The following is a 13,515-nucleotide window of genomic DNA, read 5'->3' on the forward strand; positions in this document are numbered from 1 at the left end:
AGCCCGCAGAAGGCACAAAGCACTTTACAAGAACTGACCCCATCCCTATAATGCGCCCTTCTTTCGAGCGGGGGTATAGCTCAGCTGGGAGAGCGCTTGCATGGCATGCAAGAGGTCCGCGGTTCGATCCCGCGTACCTCCACCAACAAGCCGAGAGAAACATCGTCCGGGTCCCCATCGTCTAGAGGCCTAGGACACTACCCTTTCACGGTAGGTACCGGGGTTCGAATCCCCGTGGGGACGCCAAGAATAGGCAACGGTTGCCTGGCATGAAATGCCGCAACCCTCGATCTAGAAGTATTGGAGTGGTAGTTCAGTTGGTTAGAATACCGGCCTGTCACGCCGGGGGTCGCGGGTTCGAGTCCCGTCCACTCCGCCAACATTCCCCAATGGCTGTTTTCGCGTCCGAATCCATCGGACACGAGAGCAGCCATTTTGCGTTTGCTGCCGATTACCGTGCGATTTCAATTTGCATCGGTTCCAATCGGGTCAGAGACATTTCGCTTTTCCCTGACCGTGTTTTCCTGTTCTGTCCCTGTTCAGAACCCAAAATCGGCTTGTGCCTTGACCTGCGAAGCGTCGCTGGACCAGCGGTATTGACCGGGCTCGGTTACCATGCCGACCCGAACCGAGTCGAGCTCGATACAGCGATAGCAGGCCAGAAGATAGGTTTCAGCCTGAACGAGGCTGGAATTGTAGCGGCTCTCCTACAGGTTGCCAGTGCGCCGGCAGAAGCGATTTGATGTATCGGGCATAGCGCCGTCCCAATGACTGCATCAGCCGGTGAACATAGTTGGTCATCAGCACATAGGCATGAAGCGCCCGAGCGTAGCGCCTGCCGGGTTCAAGCAGTTCGTCCTTGAAGAACTGGCAGTCTTCGTCACTGGTGAAGACTGCGTCGCGGTTGTGGCCACTCAGGATGACATGCTGAGGTACAACTGAACTTGCGGCCGGAGATAAGCGTGCAACCAAATCCCCGTGGCCTTCATCAGAAAAACGCCTTGCAAACCCGGAGGCGCCCATCTAATTTTAGATATGCGGTTAGGCCACGCTGGTTGCCGTGGCCGAGCCTTCTTCGCGCTGTGCCTGCCGCTTCGCGTCGCGCGTAAGTCTCTCGGCCACTCGTTCCACGAAAGATAATCCGAATTTTGGGTTCTATACTGAGATCACGGATCTTTGAATGACTGATGTCATCTGCAAGATTCGGGGTCGAACACCCGCCGTCCTTGTGACGATTCGCTCTGCGGGAACACTGAGCTTTCTGCCCCCGTTGAAGCCGTCGTCAAGACAGGGAAGGGAGAAATGCCGAGGATGGCAAGAGTAGGAACCTCGGAATATTGTTTGTTGCCCATTTGCACGTGCAAGTCCGATAAACAGTAATCAACGCAAGGAGGCACACATCATGGCAGTCAAGGTTCTGATCAAACGCAAGATCAAGAATGAAAACCTGGATGCACTGGATTTCCTTCTCAAGAAATTGAGAGCAGCGACAGTCAACCAGAAAGGCTACATCTCGGGAGAAACCTACCGGCGTTTCGATGAGGAAGGCCAAAGTCTGGTCATCGGCGCATGGCAAAACGTCGACGACTGGCGCAAATGGTTCAACAGCGAGGAGAGGACGGAAATCCAGAACCAGATCGACCTCCTGACGGACGAACCGACGGAGTACGAGGTTTACATACCCTGACGCGCGACACGCGGGCAAGCGCCCCGGATTCAGCCATTCCGTCAATTCGAAGACCTTGGCTTTCCGCGGCGTTTGGCTGTTCCGATTGAGAGATTTCGGCCCGGATCGTGTGTCCTGATTAAAACGTCCGGTAAAGCCGGGATACCTCAGCCCGCGACTATCGGCCGCCTTCTCCCTCCGTACAAGCTCCAAACCATTCTTCTCGCCACTCATCCCTTTTCTTCCACCACCACCACTTCCATCCGCCTCGTATGCTGGCTGTCACCCCCGAAGCTGAATGCCTCATCGACCTGCAGCCCTCTAGGAATCTGATGCGTGATGAAGATCATCGTCACCTTCCCCTTGAACTTGTTGATCGTCTTCGCAAAGCGCTCCACCGTCTGACTGTCGAGATTTGAGACGACCCCATCGAAGATCAATATCTTTGGCCACTTGAGCAAGGCTCGGGCAATGGCGATGCGCTGCTTCTGCCCACCCGAGAGTCCGGTGCCGCGTTCGCCGATCTCGGTCTGGTAGCCTTCGGGCAGTTTCTCGATCACTTCGTGGATTTCGGCTGGCTCGTGCGGCTAAGCTCAGACGACGGCTGGGCGGCTTCCATTCCATTTCAATGAAATGGCCGCAAGCGCCCGGCTGGAAAACGCACAAAAACCAGCGTCGGCGGGACAGCGGCAACCAGCCAATCGAGGCGCCGATTGATATTGGAATTGATGGTCAACGAGGCAATTGAAACAAAATATCCAATACAATCATTTGTTTAATTCTGTGTATTGGCGGAAGCGGTGAGATTCGAACTCACGAAAGGTTGCCCTTTGCCGGTTTTCAAGACCGGTGCAATCGACCACTCTGCCACGCTTCCTTGTTCTGGCCACAATGCTATCCGACTGTGGCGGAGCGCATGATAACACGTTACAAACTGTTACCCCCCGTCTCGCAACTTGTGGCATCCTTGCGCAGTCTCAAACAAGCCGCAAACTTGTTACTTTGGAGGATAGATACATGCAACAGCAGTTTCGGATTACAGGTCAGGCAACTCAAGTAGCATCACTGCAGCAGAACAAGGTCCTGCGCAATACCTATGCGTTGCTCGCTTTGTCCATGATTCCGACAGTCATCGGCGCACTGGTTGGCGTGCAGATGGGGTTCTCGTTCTTTGCCGGCAGCCCGATGATTTCCTTTATGGTGTTTCTGGGCGTTGCTTTCGGTTTCATGTGGGGTATCGAGCGTACCAAGAACAGCGGGATGGGGGTTGTCCTGCTGCTGGGCTTCACCTTCTTCATGGGTCTGATGCTCTCGCGCATCCTGCAGGTGGCGCTTGGCTTTTCCAACGGCCCGACGCTGATCGCGACGGCGGCCGGTGGCACGGGGGCCATTTTCTTTACCTTGGCCGGCATCGCGACCGTGACGAAGAAGGATTTCAGTTTCCTCGGCAAATTTCTCTTTATCGGCGTGATCGTTGTACTGCTGGCCGCAGTGGCCAATATCTTCTTCCAGATCCCGGCCCTATCGCTGACCATCTCGGCCGTTGCGGTGCTGGTCTTTTCGGCATACATCCTTTACGACATCAGCCGAATTGTGAATGGCGGAGAGACGAACTACATCTCGGCAACGCTCGCCGTTTATCTCGATGTCTACAACGTCTTTGTCAGCCTGCTTAATCTGCTGATGGCGTTCAGTGGCGAACGCGACTGATTCTTGTGCATGACCCGGGCGGCGCTCAGCCGTCGCCCGATCCTTTTCTCCTGCTCCCCGCTTCTCCCTCTGATAGCTGGCTTTTTCAGTCCCATCCGCTTCGCCGGATGTTTTGGCGACTGAATCACTGACCGCTCAATCGGGAAGGCTCAGCATTTCTCTCGCGTGCTGCCGGGTGATGGTGGTTATTTCGACGCCCCCGAGCATGCGGGCAAGCTCTTCGATCCTGGCATCGCCATCAAGCGTTATAACGCTGCTGCGAATCTGACCGTCCTCGGCAAGTTTGCAAACCTGCCATTGCCAACTGGCGCGCGCTGCGACTTGGGGTAGATGTGTCACACACAACACTTGCCTTGTGGCACCCAATTCACTGAGCAATCGGCCTACGACCTCGGCAACCCCGCCACCGATTCCGACATCTACCTCATCGAAAATCAGCGTTGGGACGTTCACCGCCTGATTGGTCACCACTTGAATCGCCAGACTGATTCGGGAAAGCTCGCCGCCCGAAGCGACTTTTGCCAATGGTCGCGCTTCACCTCCCGAAAAGCCGGCAATGCGAAACTCGATCTGTTCCAGTCCAAAGGCAGCACCTCCCTTGACCGGAACCAGTCCAATCTCGAATCGCCCACCTCCGAGTGCCAGTTGCTGCATGACCTGGCTGACCTCTTTGCCCAAAGCTTCGGCAGCCTTGGCGCGGCTTCTTGACAGCCGTTTTGCCAACGCCTCATAGTGATCACGGGCCACATTGACTCGTGATTCCAGACCGGCGATATCCGCAGTCTCACGCAGAACGGTCAGCCGTTCCCGCAACTGCTCAAGCAGCGCCGGCAAGGCTTCCGGACTTGAGCGGAATTTGCGTGCGCAGCCGAGCACAGACTCAATCCGTCGCTCAACATCAACCAAACGTTGCGGATCGAGATCAATCCGATCGGCGTATCGGCGAAGCGCCGAAACCGCTTCGGCAAGTTCCGCTTGCGCCGATTGAATCAGGCCAGCCACTTCGGCTAGTGCCGGATCATATTCAGCCAGGCTTTCAAGCCGTCTCGCAACGCTATCAACCTGCACTTCACAAGCGCCCTCGCCTTCGGCCAGAAGTTCCAGCGAAAACCGGGCTCCCTCGACAAGGCTGACAGCGTGCGCCAAACGCTTGTGCTCAATGTTCAGGGGCTCCCACTCCTCGAGGGAGAAACCCAGCGATTCAATTTCCCGAACTTGCCACTCAAGCTGTTCGCGCTCACGTTCCAGCTCCTCAACGCCACTCGCTGCCGAATCAAGCCGCATCTTGGCATCGCGCCACTGGCCCCAGGCATCCGAAACCTCGTTCTTCAGCGGAGCCAGCCGGGCGTGGGAATCAAGCAGCACGCGTTGTGCATCGCCGCGCAGCAACGATTGATGTTCATGTTGCCCGTGAATATCAACCAGCGACTCGCCCACCTCCCGCAATTGCTGAACCGTAACCGGCGAGCCGTTCAGATATGCGCGCGAGCGGCCCGTGCAATCAACGACACGGCGCAGCAACAATCCCTCTTCGACATCGATATCCTGTCCGCGCAGCCAGTCGGTCGCTGCTGGCGATCCGCGCAGATCGAATTCGGCGCTAACCTCGGCACGTTCGCTACCGACACGGATCAAGCCACTATCGGAACGCTCGCCCAGAGCAAACGCCAGCGCGTCGACAAGGATCGATTTGCCGGCGCCGGTTTCCCCGGTCAGCGCGCCAAACCCCGGCTTGAACTCAAGCTCAAGACGGTCAACCAGCACGAAATCCCGAATTGTCAATCGATGCAGCATGGGTGGGCAGAGGGCCTCAGAATGGCCTATTGCGTTACTGGCTTCTCGCTCCAATGCAGCTTCTGGCGAAGCATGGCGAAATAGCTGTAACCGGGTGGTTGAAGTAGGCGGATCGAAAATTCCGAGCGAATGATTCGCACCCAATCATCCGGCCTCAAATCGATCGTTACCTGACCATCAAAGTGCACCCGTGAATCCGTGGCGTTGACGATGCGGATTTCAATTTCACTGCGGTCGCCCACCAGAATCGGCCGATTGGTCAGCGAGTGCGGGCAAAGCGGCACCAGGGCAATCCCGGAAACATGGGGATGCAGAATCGGGCCATTGGCCGACAGCGAATAAGCTGTCGACCCGGTCGGCGTAGACGTGATCAGGCCATCCGAGCGCAGGTTGTAAATGAACTCGTTGTCGATAAACAAATCAAATTCGATGAGGCGGCCAATGGCGCCTTTATCAACTACAACGTCATTAAGAGCGAGGCTGGACGCGATACATTCCCCTCCCCGCAGAACCTCGGCGACGAGCAGCATACGATTTTCAGGTGTGAATTTTCCGCTGAGCAGCTCATCCATGCAGGTCAGCATGTCGCAGCGCGCTATATCCGTAAGGAAACCGAGTCTCCCCTGGTTCACGCCGACAAGTGGCACACGATAGCGCGCCAGTTGCCGCGCCGCATTGAGCATCGTTCCGTCGCCACCAAGAACAATAGCCAAATCGGCCTGCTCGCCTATTGCCGCAAAATCGCGAATCGCCCAGTTTTTCAAATCGGTTGATGCTTCGGAACAGTTCGCCGTCGCCTCCTCGACGAGCACCGTAATTCCGCGATCATCGAGATTCCTTGCCAGAATGCTGAGCGAATCGGCAACCTCAAGGCTGTGATACTTTCCGATCAGCGCGATGGTTCTCGGCAAGGCCGGGCTACCCCCGGGCGAGCGAATTGGGTCTTCATTCATGAATCGAATTAGACCACAATTTGAATCGTTTTCATTGCACCTTACGATCACCCCTTTTTTCTACGAATCTTTTGTAGAATCGGTCTCATGCTCGACGAACGTTCCAGAACCCTGCTCAAAACCTTGATCGAGCGCTATATAGCCGACGGCCAGCCTGTTGGCTCGCGCGCACTTTCGAAATTTTCGGGCCTCGACCTGTCAGCTGCCACCGTACGTAACGTCATGGCCGATCTCGAAGATCTGGGTTTCATTTCCAGCCCCCATACATCTGCCGGACGCATACCGACATCTCGCGGTTACCGCTTTTTTGTCGACAGCCTGCTCGTCATGCACCCGCTGGAAACAGAAAGGATCCATGCGATCGAAGGTCAACTCCATCCATCACAACCGCAGCAGCTCATCATCAGCGCATCGCACCTGCTCTCCGGACTCACGCATTTTGCCGGCATCGTTCTGACGCCACGCCGCAAGGCGCCCAGAATCCGACAGATGGAGTTTGTCAGCCTGTCCGAGAAGCGCATCCTGCTGATTCTCGTTACCACGGATGGTGATGTGCAAAACCGGATTCTGTTCACCGAGCGGCCCTATTCGGCCTCTGATCTTGTTACTGCAACCAACTATCTCAATCGGTACTTCTCTGGCCACGAATTCGAACATATCCGCAGTCGGGTCAAGGAAGACCTGCGAAAACTGCATGGCGATTTGCAGGACTTGATGGCTGCGGCCATGTCGGCAAGCGATGAGGCATTGAACCGGGAGGATGAGCATTACGTCATTTCCGGCGAGCGAAATCTGCTCGGAGTGGAGGAACTTTCGTCCAACATGAAGCGCCTGCGCGAACTTTTCGATCTCTTCGAACAGCGCACCGCGCTGATGCAATTACTTGACGTTTCACACCGTGCCGAAGGAGTCCAGATTTTTATTGGTGGTGAATCGGGGCTCGCACCGCTCGACGAATGCAGCGTCGTCACCGCACCCTACGAGGTCGATGGTCAGATCGTCGGGTCAGTAGGCGTCATCGGCCCAACGCGGATGGCCTATGAGGACGTAATCCCGATCGTCGATATTACGGCGAAGCTTCTTTCATCCGCCCTAACCTACCAGAAAAACTCCTGATGTCCCGATACCTGCCTGAGCCTGAATACCGGCATGGTACGGCCGAAAAGACGGCGGTGTTGCTGATCAATCTGGGTACGCCGGAAGCCCCGACCACTTCGGCCGTACGTCGCTACCTCCAGGAGTTTCTCTCTGACCCACGTGTGGTCGAGATTCCCCGGGCAGTTTGGTGGCTGATTCTCAATGGCATCATCCTCAACGTCCGCCCCCGAAAATCAGCCGAAAAATACGCCTTGATTTGGACACCTGAAGGCTCGCCGTTGCAGGTGCACACGAAACGACAAGCCACAATGTTGCGCGGTTTCCTCGGCGAAGCCAAACATCGCGTCGTCGTCGACTATGCGATGCGTTACGGCCAGCCATCGATTCCGACCACGCTCTCCCGTCTCAAAACCGAGGGCTGTACACGTTTCCTGCTGCTTCCGCTCTACCCGCAATACTCTTCAAGCACGACCGCGTCGGCTTTCGATGCAGCCTTTGCCTGGGCAGCTTCGATCCGGAACCAGCCGGAACTCCGAACGCTGAGGAGCTATGCCGGCCACCCCGGATACGTTGAGGCTCTGGCGAGCAGTGTTCGCGAGCACTGGATGACCAATGGCCGCCCACACGCATCCTACCGCTTGATCATGAGTTTTCACGGTGTGCCTCGCTACACCCTCGACAAGGGTGACCCTTATCATTGTGAATGCCATAAAACCGCCCGTCTGCTGGCCGAAGCACTGAATCTTGGCGCGGACGAGTACCAGATCAGTTTTCAGTCGCGTTTCGGTCGAACGGAATGGTTGCAACCGTATACCGCGCAAACGCTGGCTGCACTCGGTAAACAAGGTGTGCAGACCGTCGATGTCATTTGTCCCGGCTTTCCTGCTGACTGCCTGGAAACGCTCGAAGAAATCGCCATGGAAGGCAAGGCCGAATTCATTCGCGCCGGCGGCAAGGCGTACCGGTACATTCCCTGCCTGAACGAGCGCGATGACTGGATCCACGCTCTTGCGGACTTGGCCAGTACGCACCTGCAAGGCTGGCCGACCCGAGATATACCGAATACCTCTGCTCTCGAAACCAGTGCACTACGCGCGAAATCGCTGGGCGCCATGTCCTGAGGCACACAAAACTATTCGTGATTCACTCTCAAGTGACGACTTCTCATAGCCGTTAACTCCCTACCAGCGAGTTAACGGACGTCAAAGGAGGCCTCATGAAAATCGACAGCGCCAGTGTCCTGCTCGATTCCAGTCATTCAAGTCTGCAGCGGCACGAACTGCAAGAAAGCTTGCGCATGTGGATCGGCGATCGCCGTCCGGACCTTGACGGTACCCAGCGACGGCCAGCAGGCGACGTACCGCCACAGGTGCAAGTCTCAGATGCGGGAAAGACCGCTCAGTCCAGCGAAGTTCGCGCAATTCAGGACGGCATCGACGCCGCCGAAAACGACCCGAAGCTGCTCCTCATCCGAGCCATGATCGCCATGTTGACTGGCCGCGATGTCCAGGTTTTCGACGCGAACGAACTGCGAGTTGAAACACCGGCAGCAGCAGATCAGGGCCAGAGTCGGGGGAGCCCAACCCAAGCACCGCCGCAAGCCGTCGACGCGGCTGGCTTTGGTGTTGAATATGATCGTCACGAATCCTACACGGAAACCGAGCAGACCAGCTTCCAGGCAACTGGCGTCATTCGTACGACAGATGGCAAGGAAATCAGTTTCAACATCACCTTGTCAATGTCGCGGAATTACCATGAAGAATCCGATATCAGTATCCGTGCCGGAGATGCACGGAAGAAACTGGATCCGCTGGTTCTCAACTTTAATGGTTCAGCCGCCCAGCTGACCAGCCAGCGCTTCAAATTCGACCTCAATTCCGACGGTCAGGCGGAAGAGATAAATTTCCTGTCTGGCAACAGCGGTTTCCTCGCATTCGACCGAAACGGCGATGGCAAAATCAACGACGGATCGGAACTGTTCGGGGCGAAGAGCGGCAATGGATTTCTCGAACTCTCCGCACTTGACTCTGACCAGAACGGCTGGATCGACGAAAACGATGCTGCCTACAACCAGTTGAGCGTTTGGCGCAAAGATGGAGAAGGCAAGGACCATCTGGCAACACTGAAGCAGGCGAACGTAGGTGCGATCAGCCTCGCGCACCTGGACACACCATTTGACCTCAAAACCGGCACCAACGCCTTGCTGGGCCAGATAAGGTCAAGTGGACTCTTCTTGCAGGAAGATGGCAAAGCCGGCTCGGTCCAACAAATTGATCTGACCGTATGACGATCGACATGTCCATGCATGCTGATTTTTCGGACTATTAAGGCGGCGCCAACTCCAGATCGCAGCCGACACGACTTCCTTTCACGGCTGGCTGGCCTAATTTGGCGAGCACCTGATTTGCTCCGCGCAAACGGCCCAAGACCTTGGCGACCAAGGTTTTCTGGAATCGCTCCTGAACTTCGTCCGAGCTCAATTCCAGTGCGGCACTATTGATTTCGAGAAACAGTGTCGGCTCCAAAGTTGTCACGGAAGCCGATCGCGTTGTGTCGCTCGGATGCAGAAAAGTCATCTCACCAACCACTTCGCCTGCACCGAGACGACAAATGGACTTGCCTTCCTGCGAAACCTCGACGAAACCGCTGACAAGCACGCCGAAGATTCGGTTGTTGTCGCCCTCGCGAATCAACACGACTTTCGGTGCGACCTCGCGCCAGACGCTGATACGTAGCACTTCCCACAATTCGATATCATCGAAGTCGGCGAAGAATTCCACATTGCGCAGTCTCTCGAAATGCGTCGTGTCCTGAGTGGAATCAACATCGTCAAGCATCTGATATCTGACGGTGGAGAGATCCTTGGCAAACTCCGCGCCATTTCGATACCTGCTGTAAAGATCCTTTTCCAGCGCCTTTTTCAGAATCGGATCCAATCCGGTTGGCAGGTTCGGATTGAGATCGCACACCGAAGGGGTGTCCATATTGACAATCTTGTAGACCAAGGCGCCTTGATTTGTGGCGCGAAATGGCAACCGCCCGGTCAGCAGCTGGAACAACAGCACTCCAAGTGAATACAGATCTGTTTTCTGGTTGAGCGGATAGTTCTTGACCTGTTCCGGCGACATGTAAGCCGGGGAACCCACACCCATGACGAAGGTTGAGTCCTTGTTCATGTCCTTGTTCAGATTCAAGGCGAGTCCGAAATCGGTAATCTTCGGGTTGTCTTCCGCATCGATCAAGATATTGGCCGGCTTGATGTCACGATGCACGACACCCTGCCGAAAGGCATGATCGAGCGCCAGACAGCATTTGAAGATGATGCCGACCACGCGATGCATGGGTAATAGACGATTGATTGAGCAATAGTGTTCAAGTACCGTTCCGTCGATATACTCCATGACGATATAGGCTCGATCAGCCTCGACCACGGCATCAAAGATCTTGACGATATTGGGATGATCCAGACGCCGACCGATCGAGTCCTCCGTCTGAAAGAGTTTGCGCAGCCGCCGCGACATGGCCGCGTTTTCCTCGCCGAAGCGAATCAGCTTGACCGCAACCTCGCGATTGGAATCCGGATCACGAGCCAGATAGACGATGGCCGTCGCACCCTTGCCCAAGGTTCGAATGACTTCGTACTTGCCAATTTTTTCTGCCATGCCGATACCGTGTGAACTCGTGCCAATTCGGGGTTTGAATCGTAGCAGTGCAACCCTGCGAAAGACGAGATTATATTAATCCTCGCCAAAAAAACATGCTTGCGGTGCTTGAAATCTGAAAACACGCCCCCAGCTACGCCTGAGTTTTCAGGGAGACCACCATTTATGCAAGCGCCTGACAAAGAAACTGCGACGGAAGCCGGTGTCGAGAACACTGAGGAAAGCACAGCGCCCGTCGTTGACAGCACGCCCAGTCTTGAAGAGACCCTCCGTCTGGCCGAACAGAAGGCGGAAGAACACCACGATGCCTGGTTACGCGCCAAGGCCGAATCCGAAAACGTTCGCCGCCGCGCCCAGGAAGACATTGCCAAGGCGTCAAAATTTGCCGTTGAACGCTTTGCCGATGAGTTGCTGGCCGTCAAGGATAGCCTTGAAGCGGCGCTTGGCGCCGAAACACCAACCATCGAAAGCATGAAATCCGGCACCGAGCTGACGCTCAAGCAACTGGTTGCCGCTTTCGAAAAATCGAACCTGACAGAGCTTAATCCGGTTGGCGAGAAGTTCGACCCGCATTTTCATCAAGCGATCAGCATGGTCGACGCAGAACAGGAGCCGAATACAGTGGTCACCGTCCTGCAAAAGGGCTATCTGATCGCCGACCGCGTATTGCGCCCAGCTCTGGTCATCGTTTCCAAACCAAAATCTTGAAAAGCACTCAATAAGCCCCACCTAGGGCTCATCCCGACACATACAGGTATTCACGAATCACACTAAAGGACTCTGACATGGGCAAAATTATTGGTATCGACCTCGGCACAACCAACTCCTGCGTTTCCGTCATGGAGGGGGGCAAACCGAAGGTCATCGAAAACTCAGAAGGTGCGCGCACCACGCCGTCGGTCGTCGCTTACGCCGAAGACGGTGAAATCCTCTGTGGCGCGCCGGCCAAGCGCCAGGCAGTCACCAACCCGAAGAATACGCTGTACGCTATCAAGCGCTTGATCGGCCGTCGCTTCGAAGAAAAGGAAGTCCAAAAGGACATCGGTTTGATGCCTTTCAAGATTCTCAAGGCTGACAACGGCGATGCATGGGTTGAAGTGCGTAATAACAAGATCGCACCGCCACAGGTTTCAGCCGAAGTGTTGCGCAAAATGAAGAAAACCGCCGAGGACTACCTTGGCGAGGAAGTGACTGAAGCAGTCATCACCGTTCCCGCCTACTTCAACGACAGCCAGCGTCAAGCGACAAAGGATGCTGGGCGTATCGCCGGCCTCGAAGTCAAGCGCATCATCAACGAACCAACGGCGGCGGCGCTCGCCTTTGGCATGGACAAGAAGCAAGGCGACAAGAAAATCGCCGTCTACGACCTCGGAGGCGGCACGTTCGACATTTCGATCATTGAAATCGCCGAAATCGACGGTGAACACCAGTTTGAAGTGCTGGCTACAAACGGCGACACTTTCCTCGGCGGCGAGGACTTCGACCAGCGCCTGATCGACTATGTAATCGACGAATTCAAGAAGGAGTCCGGCGTCAACCTCAAGGCCGACGTTCTGGCCTTGCAGCGGCTCAAGGATGCCGCTGAAAAAGCCAAGGTTGAGCTGTCTTCAGGCCAGCAAACCGAGATCAATCTGCCTTACATTACTGCCGACGCCTCTGGACCGAAGCATCTGGCAGTCAAGATCACCCGCGCCAAGTTCGAGTCGCTGGTCGACGAACTGATTGAACGCACGATCGAACCTTGCCGTGTCGCGCTGAAGGATGCCGGCTGCAAGATCACCGACATCAACGATGTGATCCTGGTCGGTGGCCAATCCCGGATGCCCAAGGTGCAGGACAAGGTAAAGGAATTCTTTGGCCAGGAGCCACGGCGTGACGTTAACCCGGACGAAGCAGTCGCCGTAGGCGCCGCGATACAGGGTGGCGTACTGCAGGGTGAAGTCAAGGATGTGCTACTGCTCGACGTCACACCGCTTTCGCTGGGCATTGAAACGCTTGGCGGCGTCATGACCAAACTGATCAAGAAGAACACGACGATCCCGACCAAGGCGAGCCAGGTCTTCTCAACGGCCGACGACAACCAGTCGGCAGTGACCATCCACGTTCTACAGGGCGAGCGCGAGATTGCTTCGGGCAACAAAAGCCTTGGGCAGTTCAATCTATCAGACATTCCACCTGCGCCGCGCGGTATGCCACAGATCGAAGTCACCTTCGATATCGATGCTAACGGCATTCTGCACGTTTCGGCCAAGGACAAAGCCACGGGCAAGGAAAACAAGATCAGGATCCAGGCCTCTTCAGGCCTTTCCGAAGAGGAAGTTCAGCGGATGGTACAGGACGCCGAATTGCACGCCGAAGAGGACAAGAAGGCCCACGAACTTGCCGAAGCCCGTAATCAGTGTGACGGCATCATCCACATGGTCAAGAAGTCGCTCGCTGAGTACGGAAAGGAACTCTCGGATGACGAAAAGAGCCAGATCGAAGCAGCCATGAAGGAAGCGGAAGAGGCGATTCGTGGCAACGATCTGGAAGCCATCAAGGCCAAGAGTGAGGCGCTCGGAACGGCATCGCAGAAGCTGGGTGAAAAGATGTACGCCAAACAGCAAGCCGAATCCGGAGCAACCGAGGGTGC

At 55.7% G+C, this 13,515-nt stretch carries 11 protein-coding genes, 4 tRNA genes and 1 pseudogene; 10 read left to right on the forward strand and 6 right to left on the reverse strand.

The features are described 5' to 3' along the window. Positions 1 to 69: 69 nt before the first annotated feature. From PROAA_RS09570 to PROAA_RS09580, 3 genes are all read left to right on the forward strand, one after another. Positions 70 to 145 (forward strand) — tRNA-Ala (locus tag PROAA_RS09570). Positions 146 to 170: 25 nt separating this feature from the next. Further along, positions 171 to 246, forward strand: a tRNA-Glu gene (locus PROAA_RS09575). 56 nt (positions 247 to 302) lie between these two features. Continuing rightward, positions 303 to 379: transfer RNA gene (locus PROAA_RS09580), tRNA-Asp, on the forward strand. Between the two features lie 293 nt (positions 380 to 672). Here PROAA_RS09580 and PROAA_RS09585 read toward each other — a convergent pair. Beyond that, positions 673 to 1,023, reverse strand: a complete 351-nt coding sequence (locus tag PROAA_RS09585) for a hypothetical protein (RefSeq protein WP_186411059.1) — start codon at positions 1,021 to 1,023, stop codon at positions 673 to 675. 379 nt (positions 1,024 to 1,402) lie between these two features. On the opposite strand from PROAA_RS09585, the gene PROAA_RS09590 reads away from it, so the two are divergent. Continuing rightward, on the forward strand, positions 1,403 to 1,687 hold the full coding sequence (locus tag PROAA_RS09590; RefSeq protein ID WP_186411132.1) for an antibiotic biosynthesis monooxygenase family protein: 285 nt from the start codon (positions 1,403 to 1,405) through the stop codon (positions 1,685 to 1,687). Positions 1,688 to 2,063: 376 nt separating this feature from the next. Here PROAA_RS09590 and PROAA_RS19395 read toward each other — a convergent pair. Together PROAA_RS19395 and PROAA_RS09600 are read right to left on the reverse strand one after the other, a co-directional pair. Continuing rightward, positions 2,064 to 2,223, reverse strand: a pseudogene (locus PROAA_RS19395) (ATP-binding cassette domain-containing protein); the annotation flags it as partial. A gap of 232 nt (positions 2,224 to 2,455) precedes the next feature. Beyond that, positions 2,456 to 2,543: transfer RNA gene (locus tag PROAA_RS09600), tRNA-Ser, on the reverse strand. 140 nt (positions 2,544 to 2,683) lie between these two features. On the opposite strand from PROAA_RS09600, the gene PROAA_RS09605 reads away from it, so the two are divergent. Beyond that, on the forward strand, positions 2,684 to 3,376 hold the full coding sequence (locus tag PROAA_RS09605; protein WP_186411133.1) for a Bax inhibitor-1/YccA family protein: 693 nt from the start codon (positions 2,684 to 2,686) through the stop codon (positions 3,374 to 3,376). Between the two features lie 135 nt (positions 3,377 to 3,511). Here the strand turns inward: PROAA_RS09605 and recN are convergent, their stop codons facing one another. Then, positions 3,512 to 5,170 carry a DNA repair protein RecN gene (gene recN, locus PROAA_RS09610; protein WP_186411134.1) on the reverse strand — a complete coding sequence of 553 codons (1,659 nt, stop codon included), beginning with the start codon at positions 5,168 to 5,170 and terminating at the stop codon, positions 3,512 to 3,514. A gap of 26 nt (positions 5,171 to 5,196) precedes the next feature. Then, a complete protein-coding gene (locus PROAA_RS09615; protein WP_186411135.1) occupies positions 5,197 to 6,123 on the reverse strand; it encodes an NAD kinase in 927 nt (308 codons plus the stop codon). Positions 6,124 to 6,210: 87 nt separating this feature from the next. Here PROAA_RS09615 and hrcA point away from each other — a divergent pair, with 87 nt between their 5' ends. The 3 genes from hrcA (at position 6,211) to PROAA_RS09630 (ending at position 9,508) form a co-directional block, all read left to right on the forward strand. Next, positions 6,211 to 7,239, forward strand: coding sequence for a heat-inducible transcriptional repressor HrcA (hrcA, locus tag PROAA_RS09620; RefSeq protein WP_186411136.1), 1,029 nt, complete (start codon positions 6,211 to 6,213; stop codon positions 7,237 to 7,239). Next, positions 7,239 to 8,342, forward strand: coding sequence for a ferrochelatase (gene hemH / locus PROAA_RS09625; protein WP_186411137.1), 1,104 nt, complete (start codon positions 7,239 to 7,241; stop codon positions 8,340 to 8,342). The genes hrcA and hemH overlap by 1 nt, the downstream gene beginning before the upstream one ends. A 95-nt stretch (positions 8,343 to 8,437) precedes the next feature. Next, positions 8,438 to 9,508, forward strand: a complete 1,071-nt coding sequence (locus PROAA_RS09630; RefSeq protein ID WP_186411138.1) for a VCBS repeat-containing protein — start codon at positions 8,438 to 8,440, stop codon at positions 9,506 to 9,508. A gap of 37 nt (positions 9,509 to 9,545) precedes the next feature. On the opposite strand, the gene PROAA_RS09635 is transcribed toward PROAA_RS09630, so the two are convergent. Then, the gene (locus PROAA_RS09635; RefSeq protein ID WP_186411139.1) at positions 9,546 to 10,883 is read right to left on the reverse strand and encodes a protein kinase domain-containing protein; all 1,338 of its coding nucleotides are present in this window, start codon (positions 10,881 to 10,883) and stop codon (positions 9,546 to 9,548) included. Positions 10,884 to 11,048: 165 nt separating this feature from the next. On the opposite strand from PROAA_RS09635, the gene grpE reads away from it, so the two are divergent. Further along, entirely contained in the window at positions 11,049 to 11,591 is a 543-nt protein-coding gene (gene grpE, locus PROAA_RS09640; RefSeq protein ID WP_186411140.1) for a nucleotide exchange factor GrpE, read from the forward strand. A 77-nt stretch (positions 11,592 to 11,668) separates the two neighbouring features. Next, positions 11,669 to 13,515, forward strand: a 1,847-nt coding sequence (gene dnaK / locus PROAA_RS09645) for a molecular chaperone DnaK (RefSeq protein ID WP_186411141.1), incomplete at its 3' end; no start/stop codon positions are given.

Origin of the sequence: Candidatus Propionivibrio aalborgensis (assembly GCF_900089945.1) — a bacterium.
In the GTDB taxonomy this organism is placed as follows: Bacteria; Pseudomonadota; Gammaproteobacteria; order Burkholderiales; family Rhodocyclaceae; genus Propionivibrio; species Propionivibrio aalborgensis.

Bases quoted from the DNA above. Each gene is read 5' to 3' on its own strand.
- PROAA_RS09585 (WP_186411059.1), bottom strand. From the start codon at position 1,023: ATGGGCGCCTCCGGGTTTGCAAGGCGTTTTTCTGATGAAGGCCACGGG.
- PROAA_RS09590 (WP_186411132.1), top strand. From the start codon at position 1,403: ATGGCAGTCAAGGTTCTGATCAAACGCAAGATCAAGAATGAAAACCTG.
- PROAA_RS09605 (WP_186411133.1), top strand. From the start codon at position 2,684: ATGCAACAGCAGTTTCGGATTACAGGTCAGGCAACTCAAGTAGCATCA.
- recN (WP_186411134.1), bottom strand. From the start codon at position 5,170: ATGCTGCATCGATTGACAATTCGGGATTTCGTGCTGGTTGACCGTCTT.
- PROAA_RS09615 (WP_186411135.1), bottom strand. From the start codon at position 6,123: ATGAATGAAGACCCAATTCGCTCGCCCGGGGGTAGCCCGGCCTTGCCG.
- hrcA (WP_186411136.1), top strand. From the start codon at position 6,211: ATGCTCGACGAACGTTCCAGAACCCTGCTCAAAACCTTGATCGAGCGC.
- hemH (WP_186411137.1), top strand. From the start codon at position 7,239: ATGTCCCGATACCTGCCTGAGCCTGAATACCGGCATGGTACGGCCGAA.
- PROAA_RS09630 (WP_186411138.1), top strand. From the start codon at position 8,438: ATGAAAATCGACAGCGCCAGTGTCCTGCTCGATTCCAGTCATTCAAGT.
- PROAA_RS09635 (WP_186411139.1), bottom strand. From the start codon at position 10,883: ATGGCAGAAAAAATTGGCAAGTACGAAGTCATTCGAACCTTGGGCAAG.
- grpE (WP_186411140.1), top strand. From the start codon at position 11,049: ATGCAAGCGCCTGACAAAGAAACTGCGACGGAAGCCGGTGTCGAGAAC.